The organism is Pseudomonas sp. B21-021, assembly GCF_024749205.1.
GTDB lineage: Bacteria > Pseudomonadota > Gammaproteobacteria > Pseudomonadales > Pseudomonadaceae > Aquipseudomonas > Aquipseudomonas paraglycinae.
Window position 1 is genome coordinate 3,039,349 of sequence record NZ_CP087192.1, and the last position, 17,996, is coordinate 3,057,344.

The 17,996-nt window shown below is 62.1% G+C and carries 18 protein-coding genes; 14 read left to right on the forward strand and 4 right to left on the reverse strand.

Translation table 11 applies throughout. The features are described from left to right. The 10 genes from LOY31_RS13570 (at nucleotide 1) to LOY31_RS13615 (ending at nucleotide 9,145) form a co-directional block, all read left to right on the forward strand. Nucleotides 1–1,800, forward strand: coding sequence for a DUF2341 domain-containing protein (locus LOY31_RS13570; protein WP_258713494.1), 1,800 nt, complete (start codon nucleotides 1–3; stop codon nucleotides 1,798–1,800). 11 nt (nucleotides 1,801–1,811) lie between these two features. Further along, nucleotides 1,812–2,237: a biopolymer transporter ExbD gene (locus LOY31_RS13575; RefSeq protein ID WP_007955109.1), complete on the forward strand. Its 426-nt coding sequence runs from the start codon at nucleotides 1,812–1,814 to the stop codon at nucleotides 2,235–2,237. A gap of 3 nt (nucleotides 2,238–2,240) precedes the next feature. Continuing rightward, nucleotides 2,241–2,945, forward strand: coding sequence for an energy transducer TonB (locus tag LOY31_RS13580; protein WP_221533816.1), 705 nt, complete (start codon nucleotides 2,241–2,243; stop codon nucleotides 2,943–2,945). A 39-nt stretch (nucleotides 2,946–2,984) separates the two neighbouring features. Beyond that, nucleotides 2,985–4,682 (forward strand): putative porin, encoded by a 1,698-nt coding sequence (locus LOY31_RS13585; protein WP_064596241.1) that lies wholly within the window; start codon nucleotides 2,985–2,987, stop codon nucleotides 4,680–4,682. A gap of 17 nt (nucleotides 4,683–4,699) precedes the next feature. Then, nucleotides 4,700–5,329, forward strand: a complete 630-nt coding sequence (locus LOY31_RS13590) for a DNA repair protein (RefSeq protein ID WP_085747269.1) — start codon at nucleotides 4,700–4,702, stop codon at nucleotides 5,327–5,329. Nucleotides 5,330–5,358: 29 nt separating this feature from the next. Further along, nucleotides 5,359–5,826: a YbjN domain-containing protein gene (locus tag LOY31_RS13595; protein WP_007955105.1), complete on the forward strand. Its 468-nt coding sequence runs from the start codon at nucleotides 5,359–5,361 to the stop codon at nucleotides 5,824–5,826. Continuing rightward, nucleotides 5,823–6,770, forward strand: a complete 948-nt coding sequence (locus LOY31_RS13600) for a peptidylprolyl isomerase (protein WP_258713495.1) — start codon at nucleotides 5,823–5,825, stop codon at nucleotides 6,768–6,770. The genes LOY31_RS13595 and LOY31_RS13600 overlap by 4 nt, the downstream gene beginning before the upstream one ends. 39 nt (nucleotides 6,771–6,809) lie before the next feature. Continuing rightward, entirely contained in the window at nucleotides 6,810–7,787 is a 978-nt protein-coding gene (locus tag LOY31_RS13605; protein WP_258713496.1) for a LysR family transcriptional regulator, read from the forward strand. A gap of 241 nt (nucleotides 7,788–8,028) precedes the next feature. Beyond that, a complete protein-coding gene (locus tag LOY31_RS13610; RefSeq protein WP_258713497.1) occupies nucleotides 8,029–8,538 on the forward strand; it encodes a GNAT family N-acetyltransferase in 510 nt (169 codons plus the stop codon). 115 nt (nucleotides 8,539–8,653) lie between these two features. Next, entirely contained in the window at nucleotides 8,654–9,145 is a 492-nt protein-coding gene (locus LOY31_RS13615) for a hypothetical protein (RefSeq protein ID WP_258713498.1), read from the forward strand. A gap of 85 nt (nucleotides 9,146–9,230) precedes the next feature. Here the strand turns inward: LOY31_RS13615 and LOY31_RS13620 are convergent, their stop codons facing one another. Both LOY31_RS13620 and ccoN read right to left on the reverse strand, forming a co-directional pair. Beyond that, the gene (locus tag LOY31_RS13620; protein WP_258713499.1) at nucleotides 9,231–9,452 is read right to left on the reverse strand and encodes a cbb3-type cytochrome c oxidase subunit 3; all 222 of its coding nucleotides are present in this window, start codon (nucleotides 9,450–9,452) and stop codon (nucleotides 9,231–9,233) included. A 15-nt stretch (nucleotides 9,453–9,467) separates the two neighbouring features. Continuing rightward, entirely contained in the window at nucleotides 9,468–10,895 is a 1,428-nt protein-coding gene (gene ccoN, locus LOY31_RS13625) for a cytochrome-c oxidase, cbb3-type subunit I (protein WP_236188686.1), read from the reverse strand. A 329-nt stretch (nucleotides 10,896–11,224) separates the two neighbouring features. Between ccoN and LOY31_RS13630 the strand changes: the two genes are divergently transcribed. From LOY31_RS13630 to LOY31_RS13645, 4 genes are all read left to right on the forward strand, one after another. Beyond that, nucleotides 11,225–12,898: a nitrite/sulfite reductase gene (locus LOY31_RS13630; protein ID WP_258713500.1), complete on the forward strand. Its 1,674-nt coding sequence runs from the start codon at nucleotides 11,225–11,227 to the stop codon at nucleotides 12,896–12,898. Beyond that, nucleotides 12,895–13,374: a DUF934 domain-containing protein gene (locus tag LOY31_RS13635; protein WP_258713501.1), complete on the forward strand. Its 480-nt coding sequence runs from the start codon at nucleotides 12,895–12,897 to the stop codon at nucleotides 13,372–13,374. Before LOY31_RS13630 ends, LOY31_RS13635 begins: the two co-directional genes overlap by 4 nt. Before the next feature lie 129 nt (nucleotides 13,375–13,503). Continuing rightward, entirely contained in the window at nucleotides 13,504–14,478 is a 975-nt protein-coding gene (locus LOY31_RS13640) for a hypothetical protein (RefSeq protein WP_064381826.1), read from the forward strand. Nucleotides 14,479–14,634: 156 nt separating this feature from the next. After that, nucleotides 14,635–15,306, forward strand: coding sequence for a DUF3313 domain-containing protein (locus LOY31_RS13645; RefSeq protein WP_085604143.1), 672 nt, complete (start codon nucleotides 14,635–14,637; stop codon nucleotides 15,304–15,306). 49 nt (nucleotides 15,307–15,355) lie between these two features. Here the strand turns inward: LOY31_RS13645 and LOY31_RS13650 are convergent, their stop codons facing one another. Continuing rightward, on the reverse strand, nucleotides 15,356–16,351 hold the full coding sequence (locus LOY31_RS13650) for a YiiG family protein (protein WP_258713502.1): 996 nt from the start codon (nucleotides 16,349–16,351) through the stop codon (nucleotides 15,356–15,358). Then, entirely contained in the window at nucleotides 16,348–17,994 is a 1,647-nt protein-coding gene (locus tag LOY31_RS13655) for a J domain-containing protein (protein WP_258713503.1), read from the reverse strand. Before LOY31_RS13655 ends, LOY31_RS13650 begins: the two co-directional genes overlap by 4 nt. Between the last annotated feature and the right edge of the window lie 2 nt (nucleotides 17,995–17,996).

Below are 17,996 nucleotides of genomic sequence, written 5' to 3' on the forward strand. Positions count from 1 at the left end.
ATGCAGCGCCTTTTCCTTTCGTTGTTGATCTGCCTGGGCTTCGTGCTCCCGGCCACGGCTCAGGCCTGGTGGCAGGACGACTGGCATTACCGCAAACAGATCGCCGTCGACACCACGCCGCAAGGCGCCGCGATCAATCAGGCCCTGGGCCGCACCGCGCTGCTGGTGCGTCTGCACACCGGCAACTTCACGTTTGACGGCGTGAAAGAGGACGGCTCGGACCTGCGCTTCGTCGCCGCCGATGACAAGACCGTGCTCAACCACCAGATCGAAAGCTTCGATGCACTGATGGGCATGGCGCTGATCTGGGTCGATGTGCCGAATGTCGAGGGCGGGCAGCGTCAGGACATCTGGATGTACTACGGCAACCAGAAGGCGCCGGCCACCGGCAACGGCCAACTGACGTTCGATCCGAATTACACCGCGCTCTATCACTTCGAAGGCGCCACCGGCACCCCGGCGAAAGACACCACCGCTTACGGCAACACCGCACAGAGCGCGACCGGTGCCGCCATCGACGGCGTAGTAGGGCGGGCCTTGCAGTTCAGCGGCCAGCCGTTGCTGTTGCCGGCCAGTCCGTCGTTGCAGCACAACGCCGGCAGCGCGTTCACCTTCAGCGCCTGGCTGCGACTGGACCAGGCCAATGGCGAGCAACTGATCCTGGCCCGCCGCGAGGGGACCAACAGCCTGCTGGTCGGGGTGAATCAAGGCGTGCCATTTGTGGAAATCGATGGCCAGCGCGCCGTAGCCACGCAGCCGCTGAATCCGGGTCAATGGCAGCACGTCGCACTGACCGCCGAAGGCGCGAAAGTGACGCTGTACATCAACGGTCGCGAAGGTGCAGCACTGGCTCAAGCGATGCCAGCGTTCAATTCGGTCATGGCCATCGGCGCTGACCTGCACGAAGGTCCCTTCCAGCCGTTCGTAGGCGCCATCGACGAGCTGCGCCTGTCGAAAGTCGCCCGCCCGGCGCCGTTGCTGCTGGCCGACGCCACTTCCCAGGGCGCCGAGTCGAAACTGGTCGCCTATGGCGTCGATGAAGAACAGTCCGGCTTCGGTTTCGGCAGCCTCGGTTTCCTGCTCAACGCCGTACCGGTGGACGCCTGGGTGATCATCGCGGTGCTGGTGCTGATGATGTTCCAGTCGTGGATCATCATGCTGCGCAAGAACCGCACTCTGGGCCGCGTCACCGCCGCCAACGAAGACTTCCGCGTGCAATTCGCCAAGGTCGGCACTCGCCTGGAAATGTTCGCCGACGACACGCAACTCGCCCAGCGCTTGCAGCACTCGCCGCTGTGGCGCCTGTATCAAGTGGCGGTGAAAGAGATCCGCACCCGCCGCGAGCAGGGCGCCGATACCTCGTCGGTTTCCGCCGCAACCATCGAAGCGATCCGCTGCTCGATGGACGGCGTGCGCACCCGGGAAAACCAGCAGCTCAGCTCGAAACTCTCGACCCTGTCCAACGCCATCGCCGGCGGCCCGTACATCGGCCTGCTCGGCACCGTGCTGGGGATCATGGTGGTGTTCCTCGGCACGGCCATGGCCGGCGACGTCAACATCAACGCCATCGCGCCGGGTATGGCTGCAGCCTTGCTGGCCACGGCCATGGGCCTGTTCGTCGCGATCCCGGCGCTGTTTGGCTACAACCGCCTGATCACCCGCAACAAGGAAGTCAGCGCCGACATGCGTGTGTTCGTCGACGAGTTCATCACCCGTCTGGCGGAGATGCACGGCGAGGGCCAGTCCAGTGAAGCGGCGCATCAGCGCGGTCATCACGCCAACCACTCCGTACCGGCCTGAGGAGCACAGACATGGCGTCCGTAAATGCCTCCCACGACGATGACGAAGATGCCGCAGTGGACAGCATCAACATCACGCCACTGGTGGACGTGCTGATGGTGGTGCTGGTGATGTTCATCCTCACCGCCACCGCGCAGGTCTCCGGGATCCAGATCAACCTGCCCAAGGCCAGCGCCGCGGTGTCGCTGTCCGAGGCCAAGACCAAGGCGATTTCGGTCAACGACGGCGGCCAGGTGTTCCTCGACGCCTACCCGGTGACCCTGCCGGAGCTGGAAGAACGCCTGCGCATCGAGAAGGCGCAGAACCCGGACTTCCCGGTGATCGTGCGCGGCGACGCCACGGTGCAGTACCAGAAGGTCATTGAAGTGCTGGATCTGCTGCGCCGGCTCGAACTGTCCCAGGTCGGTCTCGTTACCGGCAAACCGACGCAGGGCTGAGTGATGACTGCACAACTGCCAATCGAGCCTTTGCCGGTGAAAAAGTCGCCACTGCGTTACGTGAAGTGGGGCGCCGGGCTGTTGCTGGGCGCCGTCGCGGCATTCCTGTTGTGGCAGTGGGCCAACGACATGAGCGGCATCCGCCGGGAAGCGCCGAAGGTGCCGACGATCATCCCGTTGCCGCCACCGCCACCTCCGCCGCCGGAAAAACCGCCGGAGCCGGAAACCCCGGTGGAAGAAAAAATCGTCGAGCCCGAGCCAACGCCCGAGCCGCAAGAGGTCAAGCCCGAGGAAGAAGCGCCGCCATCGCCGGCGGACGATCTGGCTAACCCGATGCAGATGGACGGTGACGCCCAGAGCGGCAGCGACGCCTTCAACATCGGCGCGGGCAAGGGCGGCGGCATGGCCGGTTCCGGCGGTGGGCGACTGGGCAACGGCACGTATAGCCAGTTCCTCGCGTTCACCTTCCAGAAGCTGCTGCGCGAGAACCTCGACCTGCGCAACCTCGCGTTTTCGCTGCAGGCCGATGTGTGGCTGAGCAGCGTCGGCGAGATCACCCGGGTCGAGCTGATCAAGTCCAGCGGCAACCCCGAGATCGATACGCAAGTGCTCGCCGCGTTGCGCAACGCGCCTGCTTTGAGCGAGCGGCCACCGGCCTCCATCACCTTGCCTGTGCGCATGTCCCTGCAAGGGCGGCGTCCGGGTTAACCGCATTCATAAAGCTGTATGAAAAGGAGTTGTGTGCAGATGATTTCCAACGTGAATCGATTGTCCCTGGCGGTCGGCATGGTCATCGCGACCCTGGTCGGTCAGGCCGCGGCAGCGCCTGCGCCCTCGGAAAACGCCACGATCAATCTGATCCGCTTGCTGGTCGAGCAGGGCATTCTGAAACAGGACAAGGCCGACGCACTGATCGCCCAGGCCCAGAACGAAGCGGCCCAGGCCAAGCAGGCTGCGGCGTCTACTGCCGTGGCGGCCGGGCCGGTTGCCGCACCGGGCGATGTGCGGGTGCAATACGTGCCGGCTGCGGTGCGCGACCAGATCCGCGATCAGGTCAAGGCCGAGGTCATGGCCACCGCCAAACAGGAAAACTGGGCCGCGCCCAATACGTTCCCGGACTGGGCGTCGCGCATCAGCTTCGACGGCGACATTCGTCTGCGTGACGAATCGCGCTACTACTCGGGCAGCAACAGCAACGAAATCGTCGACTTCGCCAAGCTCAACAACAACGGCCCGTACGACGTGAACCCCAACAGCAGCACCGCGTTGCCGCCGTTGCTCAACACCCGCGAAGACCGCGAAAACCTGTTCCGCCTGCGCGCCCGGCTGGGCATGAAAGCGGTGATCTCGCCGGAATGGACTGCTGGCATCCGCATCGGCACCGGCTCGGACAACAACCCGGTATCGACCACCCAGAACCTCGGCGGCGGCTTCTCGAAAAAGGACATCTGGCTCGATCAGGGTTACCTGACCTGGAAGCCGTCGGATGAACTGACCCTGACCGGCGGCCGCTTCGCCAACCCGTTCATGTCCACCGACATGCTGTATTCCAACGACCTGAACTTCGACGGCGTGGCGGCGATTTTCGACCACAAGCTGAGCCGCGACTGGGGCGTGTTCGGCACCGTCGGCGCGTTCCCGGTGGACTACACCAACGACACCACCACCAGCAACGGCTTCGACAAGGAAGAAAGCGACAACAAATGGCTGTACGGCGCGCAGATCGGCGCCAAATGGGCGATCAACAGCAACAACCGTTTGAAAGGTGCGCTGGCCTACTACCGCTTCGACGACATCGAAGGCCAGCGCTCCAGCCCTTGCGAACCGTGGGCCGGCGCACCGGGCTGCGACAGCGACGGCACCCGCGCGGCGTTCATGCAGAAGGGCAACAGCGTGTTCCTGCTGCGTGACATCACGCCGAACCCGCTCAACCCGACCACCACGCCGCAACCGCAATTCGTTGGCCTGGCGTCCGAGTTCAACCTGCTGGACCTGAACGTGGTGTGGGACGCCGACCTGCCGGAAGACTTCAAGCTGCGCAGCCAGGGCAACTACATCCACAACCTCGGTTACGACGAAGGCGACATGCGCAAGCGTTCGGCGGGGCAGATCGTCAACAACCTCGACAGCAACGGCAACATCGAAAGCGGCGCCAATGCGTGGATGGTCCAGTTCACCCTCGGCAACGCGCTGGAGCTGAAGAAGCAGGGCGACTGGAACCTGTTCGCCGGCTACAAGTACATCCAGCCGGATGCCTTGCCGGACGGCTTCAACGACTCGTCGTTCCACCTCGGCGGCACCAACGCCAAGGGCTACTTCCTGGGCGGCAATTACGGTCTGGCGAAGAACGTCTACGCCACCGGCCGCTGGCTGAGTTCGGAGGCGGTGTATGGCGCGCCGTTCGACATCGACGTCATGCAGCTTGAGATCAACACGCGCTTCTAAAGCGCCGGGAGAGGGTTATGAAAATCCGCTTTTTATGGCTTGGGCTCGGGATGTTGATCGCCACCGGGGCGAGCGCCGAAGGCATGGAAGAACGCCTGCGCACCCAGTTGCGCAGCACCACCCAGCAGCTGCAAACCCTGCAGAGCCAGCAGGCCCAGGCCAGCGCCGCGCAACTGGCGGCGCAGAACGAAGCCAAGGCTGCGCAGGCGCAAATCAAGCAATTGACCGCCGAACTGGCCAAGGCCAAAGGCCTCGCGGAGCAACTGGCCGGGCAGCAGCAAAGCCTGCACAGCCAGGCTCAGGCACAGGTGGCGGCGAGTAACGAGCAGACCGGCAAGTTCAAGAAAGCCTATGACGAGTTGCTGGTCATGGCCCGTGCCAAAGAGGCAGAACGGTCTAAGCTTCAAGCGCAATTGGCTGAACGTGACACACAAGTGCAGCAATGTTCGGTCAAGAATCAGCAGATGTACGGCGTGGCCAAGCAGATTCTCACCGCCTACGAAAACATCGATGTGGCCGAGGTGATGAAGATCCGCCAGCCCTTCGCCGGCAGCGCCCGGGTCAAGTTCGATGAACTGGCTCAGGGCTTTGGCGATGAACTGTACAAGACTCAATTCGATGCGCCGCAAGCCGCGATCGCGCACTGATTAAAAGACTCATGGACAAGGAAGAAGTAATGACTCAATTGATCTCCCACGTATCCCCGCAATCCCTGACCGACGTACTGCAAGCCGCCGGTTACCGCGTCAACCAGACCGAACAGAACGGCATCGTCCAGTTGCTCAGCGCCAGCCAAGGCATCGGTTACGCCGTGCGTTTCGGCAACCCGGCGGTGGCGGAGCAGGGCAGCTACGTCGACTTCACTTTCAGCTGCGCCTTACGCGTGCAGGGTGAGTTGCCGGCCGGTGTGGCCGAGCAGTGGAACGCAACCCGCCGGTTTGCCCGGTTGTCGTTGCAGGGCGAATTTCTGGTGATGGAAATGGACGTGGTGGTGGCCGCTGGCGTCAGCAGCGATTACCTGCGCGGCAACCTGGAGTTGTGGGATCGCCTGTTGCAGGAGTTCATCGTTTACCTGCGTGATTTCACCCAGAACGCTGCTGCCGCCCAGGCTCCAAAGGTTGAGCAAGAGGAAGTCGCGCTGTGACAAAACCTGCCATGGTAATCAGCGCCGCTGCGGTGGCGCTGTTGGTGGTGGCCGTGGCGCTGGTGGTGCGGCCGGGCAATGACCCGGTCGCCGCCCAGCAACCGGCGCCGGTGATTGCGGCGAACAGTGGACCGGCAGTGGCCAGATTAGGAAATCAGCAGGTTTCGCCGGAGGAATTGCAGGCGCTACTGGCGGCCGTACCGCCGCAGACCCGCGAGCAATTGCGTGGCAATCGCGAGGCACTGGAGCGCTGGATTCGTTCACGCCTGGCTGAAAAAGCCGTGCTGGAGCAGGCCGATGCCCAAGGCTGGGCGCAGCGTCCGGACGTGGTTCGGCAGACCCGTGCCGCCACCGAACAGATCGTGTTCCGCGACTATTTGCAGTCGGTGAGTCAGGTTCCGGCGGATTACCCGAGCGCTGCCGAGTTGCAGCAGGCGTATGACGCGGGCAAGGCCAACTGGCAGACGCCGGCGTTGTATCGGGTCAGTCAGATTTTTCTTGGTGTGAATGAGCCACAGAATCTTGAGGCTGTGCGCAAGCAGGCGGCGGAGTTGAGCAAGAAAGCCCAGGCAACCCCGGCGGACTTTGCAGCGCTGGCCAAGGAGTTTTCCCAGGATCGCCTGACTGCTGAACGTGGCGGCGACACCGGCCTGCAACCGTTGCAGCAACTGGTGCCGGAAGTACGTGGCGCCGTGGCACGACTCAAGGTTGGCGCGGTTTCCGACCCCGTTCAAAGCAGCGCCGGTTTCCACGTGATCAAACTCACCGAACAACAACCGGCCCGCACCGCGACCCTCGACGAGTTGCGCGATCAACTGACCCAGGCCTTGCGGGCACAGCGTCAGGAGCAGATCGCCCAGGCCTATCTGGACGGCATGCTCAATACCGCAACGCTGAGCATCGACGGGGCCGAGCTCAACAAGGTGCTGGAGACCAAACCCTAAGCGCTGCACACCAAAACAAAGATCGACAGGGAGTCATCGATGTCATTCACCGAACCCGCAGCACGACAGAGCAGCGCCGATTTCCGCTGGCCCCGGGACAAGGAAGAACCCTGGCTGGCGCAAGCCGCGACCCTCGACGGCGACGTCGCCCAATACTTTCTGGTCAGTGCCCGTTGCGGCTGCTTCATGCAGGCCGCCCGCAGCCTCAACGTGCGCTCGACCCTGCTGCGCAAACAACTGGCGCAACTCGAACAGCAACTGCAATGCGCGCTGTTCAGCTTTCAGGGCAGCGCCCTCAGCCTGACCCGCGAAGGCCAGCAATTGCAGGCGCAACTGGTTGCCCTGGCCCACGAACGCAAACTCCCGGTGATCGAGCAGCCCTTGATCAGGCTGGCCGTCGCCGAATCAATCCTGCACGACATCCTCGGCCGCGACCTCATCGCACTGCTGCGCCGCAACGCCAGCGTGCGCCTGGAGATCATCGCCCTCGACAGCGAACTGGCGCTGCGTGCGGTCAGTGCCGACATCGTGCTGTGGCTCGCACACGGCGACACCCCGCATCCCGGCCCGACCTTCGCCACCAGCGAACCGCAACGCCTGGCGCAACTGGAATACCAGCCGCACATTGCCAAACGCTATTCCCGCGTGACTGCACGGCCAGAAAGTCCGGATGACCTCGCCGATTTCATGCTGGTGCAATGGCAGCATGACCGGCAGATCGACAGCTTCCGGCCGTGGAATGAACTGGTCGAACAGCGGTTGGCCGGGGTGGTGCAGATGCAGTCCTATGAGCTGATGCTGGAGATGATCCGGTGCAGCGCCTGCATCGGGTTGCTGCCGATGTACATGAGCCGGTTTGATCGCGGGTTGGTGGCGTTGCCGGGGTTGTTTGAGGAAGCGATGCGGTTGCAGGCGTGGTTGGCGGTGAACAATGAGTCGCAGGAGGTCGGGGAGGTGCAGACCTTGGTGGAGTTGATTCAGCGCACGTTCAATGAGCGACAGGAGTGGTTCGAGTAATTTTTCTTAGATCGTTCCCACGTCGAGGCGTCGAACCGTCCGCGTGGGAATGCCTCAAGGGACGCTCTGCGTTCCAGCTCTGGAAGGGATGCGGAGCGTCCCGGGCTGCATTCCCACGCATAGCGTGGGAACAATCAGCCAATCAGGCTAAGGGGATGTATAGGTTTTAAACAGTCATGGCGAATCCGTGAAGAAGCGGTTTACAGTGACCGGCCACGCACTGATCCAGGAGGGATCTTTCATGCCTGAGCACAACCCCGCCATTCACCTCGAACGCTTCAGCGAATCCCACGTCGAAGGCATCACCGCGCTCTATAACGACCCGGCCGTGACCCGGCAGGTGTTGCAAATGCCGTTTCAGACCACCGAGGTCTGGCGCAAACGTCTGGCGCCGGACAACGAGCGGGTGGTGCAACTGGTGGCGCTGCATCAGGGGGTGGTGATCGGCAATCTGGGGCTGGAACAGTTTTCGCGGATTCGCCGCAGTCACGCCGGCAGTGTCGGCATGGCCGTAGCAGTGGCGTGGCAGGGCAAGGGCATCGGTTCGAAGCTGTTGGCAGCGGCGCTGGACATCGCCGACAACTGGATGAACCTGCACCGGGTCGAGCTTTCGGTGTACGCCGACAACGAGGCGGCCATCGGGCTCTACCGCAAGTTCGGCTTCGAAACCGAGGGCCTGTTTCGCGATTACGCCGTGCGTGACGGGCAATGGGTCGACACCCTGAGCATGGCGCGCCTGCGCAAACGCTGACCTTCTGTCCGTCAGTGGCCGACGAGGCGACCGTGCAGGCAAATGACTTGCACGGTCGTCATCGGCATCTGCCATGCTCGACGTCCGCAGCACCGCTCCTTGAAGGAACACCGCAATGGACGACGTACAGCAACTGGGCGAAATGCTTCGCTACTATGCCGATAGCGAAGCGCACAAGAAGCAATTGTTCGAGACGCAATCGGCGACCTGGGCTACACGGATTACCGAGTTGTTCGGGCAGATTCAGCAATGGCTGGAGCCGGTGCAGGCGCCGGGGTTGCTGGAGGTCAGCCGGGAGGATTATGTCGCGTTCGGGCCGAGCACACCGGTTGAGACCTCGACCTTCAAGACTGAAAAACTGAGCATCGTGATTGCCGGCAAACCGGTGGAGTTCGTTCCGGATGTGATGGGCAGTGGCGGACAGATTTCGCTGGCGGTGATGGGGTTGACGGCGGCACGGTACGGAAGTGTTTCGTTGGTGGGGTTGCCCAATGGTGATTGGCAGTGGCGTAAGACCAATGGGTTGAAGGATCCGGATACCTTTGCCTTCGATGCGAATTTCCTCGCGCAGCAACTGCAGAGCCTCATCCCACGCGACCGCACTTAAGATCAAAAGCCAACCCTAGCTGATCGTTCCCACGCGGACGGTTCGACGCCTCGACGTGGGAACGATCAACATCAACGGAAGTAGCTCACATTTCGAGGTTGACCCACCCCGGCTTCGCCACCTCCGGCGCCACCGCCTTCACGGTTTTACCCGTAGCCAACTCAACCCGCCGAGCCACCTCCGGATCATCCGCAAACGGCGTCAGACTCGCCTCATCCAGGCTCTCGGTCGTCTCATGCCGCAAGCAATACTCCACGGCCAGCCACAGAAACACCACACCCAACACATTCAAGAAAACATCGAACATGACCGGCTCCCTGTCTCAGGCGATCTGCGCTTCACGGTGGGCGAGTGCAACGTCGGCAACCCGCACCGTGCGCCACACGTTATAGGCCATCAGCAACATGCCGCTGAGGAAGAACACCCCGCCGGCAAACCGCACGACAAACCCCGGATGGCTGGCCTGCAGCGCCTCGACAAACGAGTAGGTTAAAGTGCCGTCCTCGTTGATCGCCCGCCACATCAGGCCCTGAGTAATCCCGTTGACCCACATCGAAGCGATGTACAACACCGTGCCAATGGTCGCCAGCCAGAAGTGCAGGTTGATCAGCGGCGTGCTGTGCATCCGCTCGCGGCCAAAGACCTTGGGCACCATGTGATAGGTCGCACCGAAGGTGATCATCGCCACCCAGCCGAGGGCGCCGGCGTGTACGTGACCGATGGTCCAGTCGGTGTAGTGGGAGAGGGCGTTGACGGTCTTGATTGCCATCATCGGGCCTTCGAAGGTCGACATGCCGTAGAACGCCAGCGACAGGACCAGGAAACGCAGGATCGGGTCGGTGCGCAACTGATGCCAGGCGCCGGACAGGGTCATCATCCCGTTGATCATCCCGCCCCAGCTCGGCGCCAGCAGGATCAGCGACATCGCCATACCCAGCGACTGCGCCCAGTCCGGCAGCGCGGTGTAGTGCAAATGGTGCGGGCCGGCCCAGATGTACAGGGTGATCAGCGCCCAGAAATGCACGATCGACAACCGGTACGAATACACCGGCCGATTCACCTGCTTGGGCACGAAGTAATACATCATCCCGAGGAACCCGGTGGTCAAAAAGAACCCCACCGCGTTGTGCCCGTACCACCACTGCACCATGGCGTCGGTGGCGCCGGAGTACACCGGATAAGACTTGAACCAGTCCACCGGAATCGACAGGTGATTGACCACGTGCAGCATGGCGATCACCAGGATGAACGCGCCGAAGAACCAGTTGCCGACGTAGATGTGTTTGGTCTTGCGCTGTACCACGGTGGTGAAGAAAACCACGGCGTAGGCGACCCAGACCACCGCCATCCACACCGCGCCGGAGAATTCGATCTCGGCGTATTCCTTGGTGGTGGTGTAGCCCATCGGCAGGGTGACCAGCATGATCACGATCACCGATTGCCAGCCCCAGAAGGTGAACGCGGCAAGCTTGTCCGAGTACAGCCGCACCTGGCAGGTACGCTGCACGGCGTAGTAACTGGCGGCGAATTGCGCGCTGCCGGCGAAACCGAAAATCACCAGGCTGGTGTGCAACGGTCGCAAGCGGCCGAAGGTGGTCCACGGCAAGTCCAGATTCATGTCCGGCCATACCAGTTGCGAGGCGATCCATACCCCCATCGCCATGCCCACGACACCCCAGAAAACAGTCGCGATGACGAATTGGCGGACGACCTTGTAGTTATAAGCCTGTCCGATTGTTGCTGTGCTCATGGTCAGTTCATCCACGGTTGCAAAGTCTTGCCAGGCCACCCGGTCTGGCACGAGCTGCACTGTAGAAACCCCGTCAGAAACAAAACAGGCTCAGGAATTGTTCATTTATGCGGATCAGATCAAAGCTCTGCCTGCGGCCATCTGCCGCGCCCTGATACGGTTTTTATGCGATCAGGTGAATCTGTTGTGCACTGCGCCGTTCGTCCATAGTCAGGGAAAATACTGTGGGAACGGGCGAACCCGAGATAGCGCCAGGCACGAACTGGCGCTATCTCGGGTTCGCCCGTTCCCACAGGAATTCATGTAATCCCTGATGAGGTAGTAGGCCGATGTATCAGTACGATGATTACGACCGGGCGCTGGTGTTCGAGCGCGTTGCGCAGTTTCGCGATCAGGTCGAGCGCTTCATGGCCGGGGAGTTGAGCGAAGAAGAGTTCCTGCCGCTGCGCCTGCAGAACGGCCTGTACATGCAAAAGCACGCCTACATGCTGCGAGTAGCGATTCCCTACGGCACGTTGAGCGCCGAACAGATGCGCACACTGGCGAGCATCGCCCGGGATTACGACCGTGGCTACGGCCACTTCACCACCCGGCAGAACATGCAGTTCAACTGGATCGAGCTGCACGAGGTGCCGGACATTCTCGAACGTCTGGCGCAGGTCAACATGCATGCGATCCAGACCTCGGGCAACTGCGTGCGCAACATCACCACCGAAGCCTTCGCCGGGGTCGCGGCGGACGAGTTGATCGACCCGCGTCCGCTGGCGGAAATCCTGCGGCAATGGTCGACGATCAACCCGGAATTCCTGTTCCTGCCGCGCAAGTTCAAGATCGCCATCTGCTCGGCCAAGCAGGATCGCGCGGCGATCATGATGCACGACATCGGCCTGTACCTTTACCCCGGCCGCGACGGGCAAATGCTGCTGCGAGTGATCGTCGGCGGCGGTCTGGGACGCACGCCGATCCTTGGGTTGCAGATTCGCGACGATCTGCCGTGGCAGCACTTGCTGTCCTACGTCGAAGCCGTGCTGCGGGTCTACAACCGCCACGGTCGGCGTGACAACAAGTACAAGGCGCGGATCAAGATTCTGGTCAAGGCGCTGGGGATCGAGGCGTTCGCCAAGGAAGTCGAAGAGGAATGGCAACACCTCAAGGACGGCCCCGCGCAGTTGACCGAAGATGAATACCAGCGGGTCGCCAGTGCTTTTGTGCCGCCGAGCTATCGCACACTGGCGGGTACCGATCTGGATTTCGGCACGCACCTGGCCGACAACCCGGCGTTCGCCCGCTGGGTCGCGCGCAATGTGCAACCGCACAAAGTGCCGGGCTACACCAGCGTGGTGCTGTCGACCAAACCGGGTCTGGCCTCGCCGCCGGGGGACGTCACCGATGCGCAGATGCAGGCCGTGGCTGACTGGTCCGAGCGCTTCGGTTTCGGCGAAATCCGCATCGCCCACGAGCAGAACATCGTCCTGCCGGACGTGCCCAAGTCCGAGCTGTTCGCGCTGTGGGAGCAGGCGAAAGAGCAGGGCCTGGGCGCCGCCAACGTCGGCCTGTTGACCGACATCATTGCCTGCCCCGGCGGCGACTTCTGTGCGCTGGCCAATGCCAAGTCGATCCCGATTGCCCAAGCGATTCAGGCGCGTTTCGACAACCTCGATTACCTGCATGATCTGGGCGACATCAGCCTGAACATCTCCGGCTGCATGAACGCCTGTGGCCATCACCACATCGGCAACATCGGGATTCTCGGCGTCGATAAGAACGGCAGCGAGTGGTACCAGATCACCCTCGGTGGCGCGCAAGGCAAGAACAGTGCGCTGGGCAAAGTCATCGGCCCGTCGTTCAGCGCCGCCGAAGTACCGCAGGTGATCGAGCGGATCATCGGCACTTTCGTCCGTTATCGCGAGGCCGAAGAGCTGTTCGTCGATACCGTGGCGCGCATCGGACTCGAGCCGTTCAAGGAGCGGGTCTATCCGAAGGCGCTGGAGGTGCCGGCATGAAAAATCTTTTGCGCATGGAGGCGAGCGGGGCGCGGATCGTGCTGGATGATCCGTGGACGCTGATTCGCTCGCCAGAAACGGCTGACAGCACTGAAATGCTGATTCTGCCGCTGGCCCACTGGCTCGAATCGCCCTCGACCCATGCGGTCTGGCTCGGCCCGGACGACGGCGTCGAAAGCCTGTTGCCATGGCTGACCTCACTGCCACTGATCGCCCTTGACTTCCCGAGCTTTCGCGACGGCCGCGCCTACAGCCAGGCCTATCTGCTGCGCAGCCGTTTCGGCTGGAAAGGCGAGTTGCGCGCCATCGGCGATGTATTGCGCGATCAACTGAGCCACATGCGTCAGTGCGGTTTCGACAGCTTCGCGGTGCGTGAGGACAAATCCGCCGAGGATGCGCTCAAGGGGCTGGCCGGGATGAGCGTGTTGTACGGGCGCTCGGTGATCGAGCCGCGACCGTTGTTCCGGCGCAGGTGATGCAGGGGAAACCCTTAGAACCCTGATGAATCGGGGATTTTTCCTTGGGTCGATGGTGGCCTTTTGGTAGAGTCCCCGTCGCCAGCGGGTTTTCGGCTGGACGACGGAACGAAGAAGGGAGTCTGATCAGTGAGTCCGGGCAAAAAAATTCTGGGCATCACCGCGTTGCTGTTGATGGTGACGCTGTGGGCCGGTTACATCTATGTGTTCAACGAAAACCGTGGCGGCCAGCTCGGCGGCGTCGGCGAAAGCACCGCGTGGTGCGGCACGCCGCCGAACACCGAAGCGGCGCTGCTGGGCAAGGATCAGTTGACCCTGCGCATCACCAACAACCTGCGCGGCGAGTTCATGCTCAGCGGCGCGGTGGTGGTCTCCGAGCGCACCTTCAACCGCTATGACCTGGGCCGCAACGAACTGCGTCTGCGCCTGGAGCCGTTGCAGTGGTCGTTTGGCGTGACGCCGATCTTCCTCGAACAGGTGAAAGTCCTGCCCCTGAGCCGCAACCTCGCCTCGACCGACAAGAGCGCCTTCGCCGAACTCGAATCGCGGCCGATCAGCGTGCAGGGCCGGGTCACCGAATTTCCTTTCGACACCTATCGCTACGGCTACAAACCGGTGCTGTATTACCTCAAGGGCAGCGAGCGCATCGACCTGCGCTTCAAGAACATCACCACGCTGATGGAGATGTCCAACACCTTCACGCCGATCCAGAAGTACAACCGCGCCGACTACATCAACGAGAAAAACTCGATGATCCGCGACGAGGACTACAAGGCCTACGGCCCCCACGAATGCGCGTTCAGCGTCGAGCGCAAAGGCTCGTTCAAGGTTGTGGTGCTGTTGATGCTGCTGGTGCTGTGCCTGCCGTTGCTGCTGGTGTTCTACCGCGATGAGCCGGGGATCGACTTTCTTGCCACGCTGGTGGGGATTGGCGTGGTGCGCACGGTGCTGGTGGGGCCGGTGCAGGATTTCCAGCTGTACAACATTGATTTTCTGTTCGGTGCGGCGATTTTGCTGGTGGGGACCGTGTCGCTGATCAAGGCGATGCGGGCCAACAGCCGGCGGGAGATGGCGTTGAGGAGTGGGGAGACTTCGAGCTGGTAGAAGAAAGCCTTGAGCACCTGTGATGGTCCGGACCTTTCAAAGGTCCGGACCCGACGTTGTGCAATGTTGGGGTTTCTGATCGCAAACGGCGCGAATTTAGCTATACCTGTAACTCCCCCGACGCAATAAATTCGGCCTTCCGACAGGAGTTACAGCATGAAGCTAGCCGTAATGATGAGCACCCTGTGCATTGCCACGCTGGGCGTGGTGGGCTGCTCCAGCAAAACCGTCGCACCCGACGAGTACTCAGGCTTCCTCAAGGACTACAGCCAGTTGAGGGAGGCCAAATCCCCGTCGGGGGCTGAAGTGATGCGCTGGATTGACCCGAAAATCGATATCAGCAAATTCACCAGCGTCTACGTCGAACCGACCCAGCTCTATCCCAAACCGCAACCCACCGTGAAGATTCCGCAGCAGACCCTCAACGGCATCACCAGCTATTACGATCAGGCGCTCAAGCGTGAACTGGGCAAATCCCTGCCGCTGGCCTCAGGCCCAGGGCCTGGTGTGATCGTGGTGCGCGCGGCGATCACCGCCGTGAGCAGCAAGACCGAAGGCCTGCACGCCTATGAAGTGATTCCGATTGCCCTGGTCGCCGCAGCGGTCAGCACCGCCAGCGGCATTCGCGATCAGGAAACCACGCTGGCGACCGAAGCGGTGTTCCTCGATGGCGGCACCAACAAAGTGGCGGCGCAGGTTGTGCGCAAAGGCACCGGCAAACCGCTGGAAAACGATTCGCAGGTGATGAAGGCCGATGACGTGAAAAGCGTGATCGATGGCTGGGCGGCGGATCTGCATCAGTCCTACCTCAAACTCAAGGCCAAGTAAGACCGGCACGCCGGGTCGCCCCTGAGGGTGATCCGGCGTGTGCACTGCGTCAGAAGCTGGCGCGCGCCAGTCGGTTGTAATGGCTGAGCAAACCGTCGTAACGGCGGGTCACGGCGTAGTAGTCCTCGCTCAAACGCTGGGGCTGTGCGTGGTTCTGCCAGTCGGTGTGCAGCGTGTTCAACGCCTCGAGATAGTCTTGCCCCGGCTCGCCGATGCGCAGCCACAGATCCCGTGCGGCATCGGTCTTGTTCTGGAATCCACCCGTGCGCGGTGCGAGCCAGGGTTCTCGACGGTTCCACGCCTGTTGCAGCTTGGCAGTGGTGTCGGCCAGCAACTTCGGGGTTAGCGTGCGATTTTTCATCGCTTCGTCGAGCACGTCGACGGTCTCCCGCGCCTGAATCATGTAAGCCAGCAAGTCCCAGTGAATGTCCCTGCCCAGACGCGCTTCGATCAGCTTGAGCTGTTCGGGACGTTGCGCGGCGTCGAGCGGCAGCAGGCTTTGCCGCAGAGCCGTCGAGGCGCCGATGTACTCCTGTGAAACGCGCTCGATCGCAGCCAGTTCTTCAGGGGAGGGCTGTTGCGACCCGGAGGTGAAACTCGCCTCTCGGTAAAACCGCGTGGGGGCAATGGTGGTCGTGACGTGACTCAGCGCCCGAACGTATTCGTTCGCCTGTCGCACCAGTTCAGGCTGCCAAGCTAGAAGATCGAGCTTTTCCGTGAGGCCCTGACCGCAGACATCGCGCTGAATGTCGCGCACATTGAACGCGTCGCTGTCGTCGAAATCATTGAGGCTCTTCAACCAGCGCTGGTCGCGGGGCAAGGGCGGTTGAGGGTTCTTGTAACGGTCGTAGGCCACTCGCCATTGCACGTCGATCCGGTTGACGCAGGCGATCACCGGGCTCAGGGCATTGGCCTGGGCGGTGACCGGCGCATCGCGTCCGTCCAGCCAGAGATCGAGTTGCAGGAAAGGGCGGGTCGCACTGGTCAGCGCCATCACCACCAGCGCGAAGAAAATACCGACGCAAAACATCACTCTGGTGCTCATGGGCGCGCCTCCTTGCCGTACCACTGTTCAACGGTGGCCGGTGCGCTGCATTCGGCGGTGGTGGCCGGCAAGCGGCTGCACAGGCGTTCGGTCCAGGGTTGCAGACCCTGATTGCGATTGACCGTGCCTTGGCTGGCGACCACTTTGAATACGCCGAGCACGAGGGACAGCACCACAATCCCGAGGATCGTCACGCCAACTTTCACGGCTGTTCGGCTCTCTTCCCAGGATACCCGTGGCCTGGACTGCCAGCGGCGAACCAGTCCGAAGGTCGTCAGGGTCGCGGCGTACACCCCGCCGGCAATCGGGCCGAAAAACCAGCCGAGCCCGGCCACCATCAACGCGCCGGGCACCAGGTCACGCAGCACGCCGAACGGCGGCGAGTCGTTGAGAGATCCGGGGCAAAGGCTTGCGCTGAGCCGGTCATCCAGCCGCCATACGCGATGAGCAACGTTGTGCACCAGCCAATTGAGCCCGGCCACGATCACGCCAAACACCACGGTCGAAATCATGACGATATTGATCAGTCCACTGAGGCGCACGCCCAACGGAATGTAATGGGTGAACGCACCGATCAGGCAGGCCAGAACCACGCCCACGTAGGTCGGCCAGTCATTGAAGCTCAGCTCCCAGTCACGCCAGAAAAACGCGGTGCCGCCGGGCATCTGCGCGCAGATATTTGGGTGATTGGCGTACAGCTCGGAACTCAGTTTCCGGCACTGCGCCCAGTCTTCTTCGCTCAGGCGTCGGGCCAGTGCACGGCGGGCACTGAACGAGCCGGTGCCCAGCAGCAGGCGGGCGGCGCGGTGTTCGGGGGTGGCCGGCGGTTCCAGGGCGAGCTGTTGCTGGCGCGCCACAAAAAACGGCGCATTCTGGCGAGCCAGCAGGCGTTGCCATTCACCGTCAGGGCAGGGATTCCCCGTGCAGCCGTGCCAGCCTTGGCCGGTGCGCACGTGTTCGAAAATCTCGGGAGACCAGAACGGTGAATCCAGCAGCAAATGGCTCAGGGCACGGTTGAACCATTGCCGATGTTGTTCAATCGCCAGCCAGTTGAAATCCGCGCAGCGGGCATAGGCCTGGAGAAATCCGTCGACGTCTTCCCGTTCGAGCGCATCACGCATCGGTTGCGCAATGCGCGCGCGTTGTTGATCCAGCAACAGGTCAATCGATATTTCGTCCAGCTCCAGGCGTTGCCAGGCGCTGAACCAGAAGAAGGTCGGGATGGCCCAGTCCACCAGCGTCTGCGAAGTCTCAGGGTGTTCAATGCAATGATGCAGCACCGTGTCTTCGAAGAAATGCGCGCAACCCTGTTCGAGGGTGACGGCATGGCGATGATTCAGCTCTTCAACACTGAGCCCGTCCAGCGAACGGGTCGCCAGTTGCAGGGCATCGACCTCGACCACGGTGAGGCCGCTCAGGTCCCAGGATTCTTCAATGCCCGGGTCCTGTGCTTGTTCTTCATCCTGCTCGTGATACTGCTGCCATTCCTTGTACGCCAGCGCCTGCTCATAGGCATCGCGCAGTCGCTGGAAGCCCTCGGGGTCGTCGTCGGGGCGGGTCTGTTTGAGCAGGACGGCATATTGGCGTTTGATAGTGCGCACATCGGCGTCGGCCGACAGGCCAAGGACGGTCCAGCAACTCATTG

Coding starts and splice junctions, on each gene's coding strand:
- LOY31_RS13570 (WP_258713494.1), top strand. CDS start 1: ATGCAGCGCCTTTTCCTTTCGTTGTTGATCTGCCTGGGCTTCGTGCTC.
- LOY31_RS13575 (WP_007955109.1), top strand. CDS start 1,812: ATGGCGTCCGTAAATGCCTCCCACGACGATGACGAAGATGCCGCAGTG.
- LOY31_RS13580 (WP_221533816.1), top strand. CDS start 2,241: ATGACTGCACAACTGCCAATCGAGCCTTTGCCGGTGAAAAAGTCGCCA.
- LOY31_RS13585 (WP_064596241.1), top strand. CDS start 2,985: ATGATTTCCAACGTGAATCGATTGTCCCTGGCGGTCGGCATGGTCATC.
- LOY31_RS13590 (WP_085747269.1), top strand. CDS start 4,700: ATGAAAATCCGCTTTTTATGGCTTGGGCTCGGGATGTTGATCGCCACC.
- LOY31_RS13595 (WP_007955105.1), top strand. CDS start 5,359: ATGACTCAATTGATCTCCCACGTATCCCCGCAATCCCTGACCGACGTA.
- LOY31_RS13605 (WP_258713496.1), top strand. CDS start 6,810: ATGTCATTCACCGAACCCGCAGCACGACAGAGCAGCGCCGATTTCCGC.
- LOY31_RS13610 (WP_258713497.1), top strand. CDS start 8,029: ATGCCTGAGCACAACCCCGCCATTCACCTCGAACGCTTCAGCGAATCC.
- LOY31_RS13615 (WP_258713498.1), top strand. CDS start 8,654: ATGGACGACGTACAGCAACTGGGCGAAATGCTTCGCTACTATGCCGAT.
- LOY31_RS13620 (WP_258713499.1), bottom strand. CDS start 9,452: ATGTTCGATGTTTTCTTGAATGTGTTGGGTGTGGTGTTTCTGTGGCTG.
- ccoN (WP_236188686.1), bottom strand. CDS start 10,895: ATGAGCACAGCAACAATCGGACAGGCTTATAACTACAAGGTCGTCCGC.
- LOY31_RS13630 (WP_258713500.1), top strand. CDS start 11,225: ATGTATCAGTACGATGATTACGACCGGGCGCTGGTGTTCGAGCGCGTT.
- LOY31_RS13635 (WP_258713501.1), top strand. CDS start 12,895: ATGAAAAATCTTTTGCGCATGGAGGCGAGCGGGGCGCGGATCGTGCTG.
- LOY31_RS13645 (WP_085604143.1), top strand. CDS start 14,635: ATGAAGCTAGCCGTAATGATGAGCACCCTGTGCATTGCCACGCTGGGC.
- LOY31_RS13650 (WP_258713502.1), bottom strand. CDS start 16,351: ATGAGCACCAGAGTGATGTTTTGCGTCGGTATTTTCTTCGCGCTGGTG.
- LOY31_RS13655 (WP_258713503.1), bottom strand. CDS start 17,994: ATGAGTTGCTGGACCGTCCTTGGCCTGTCGGCCGACGCCGATGTGCGC.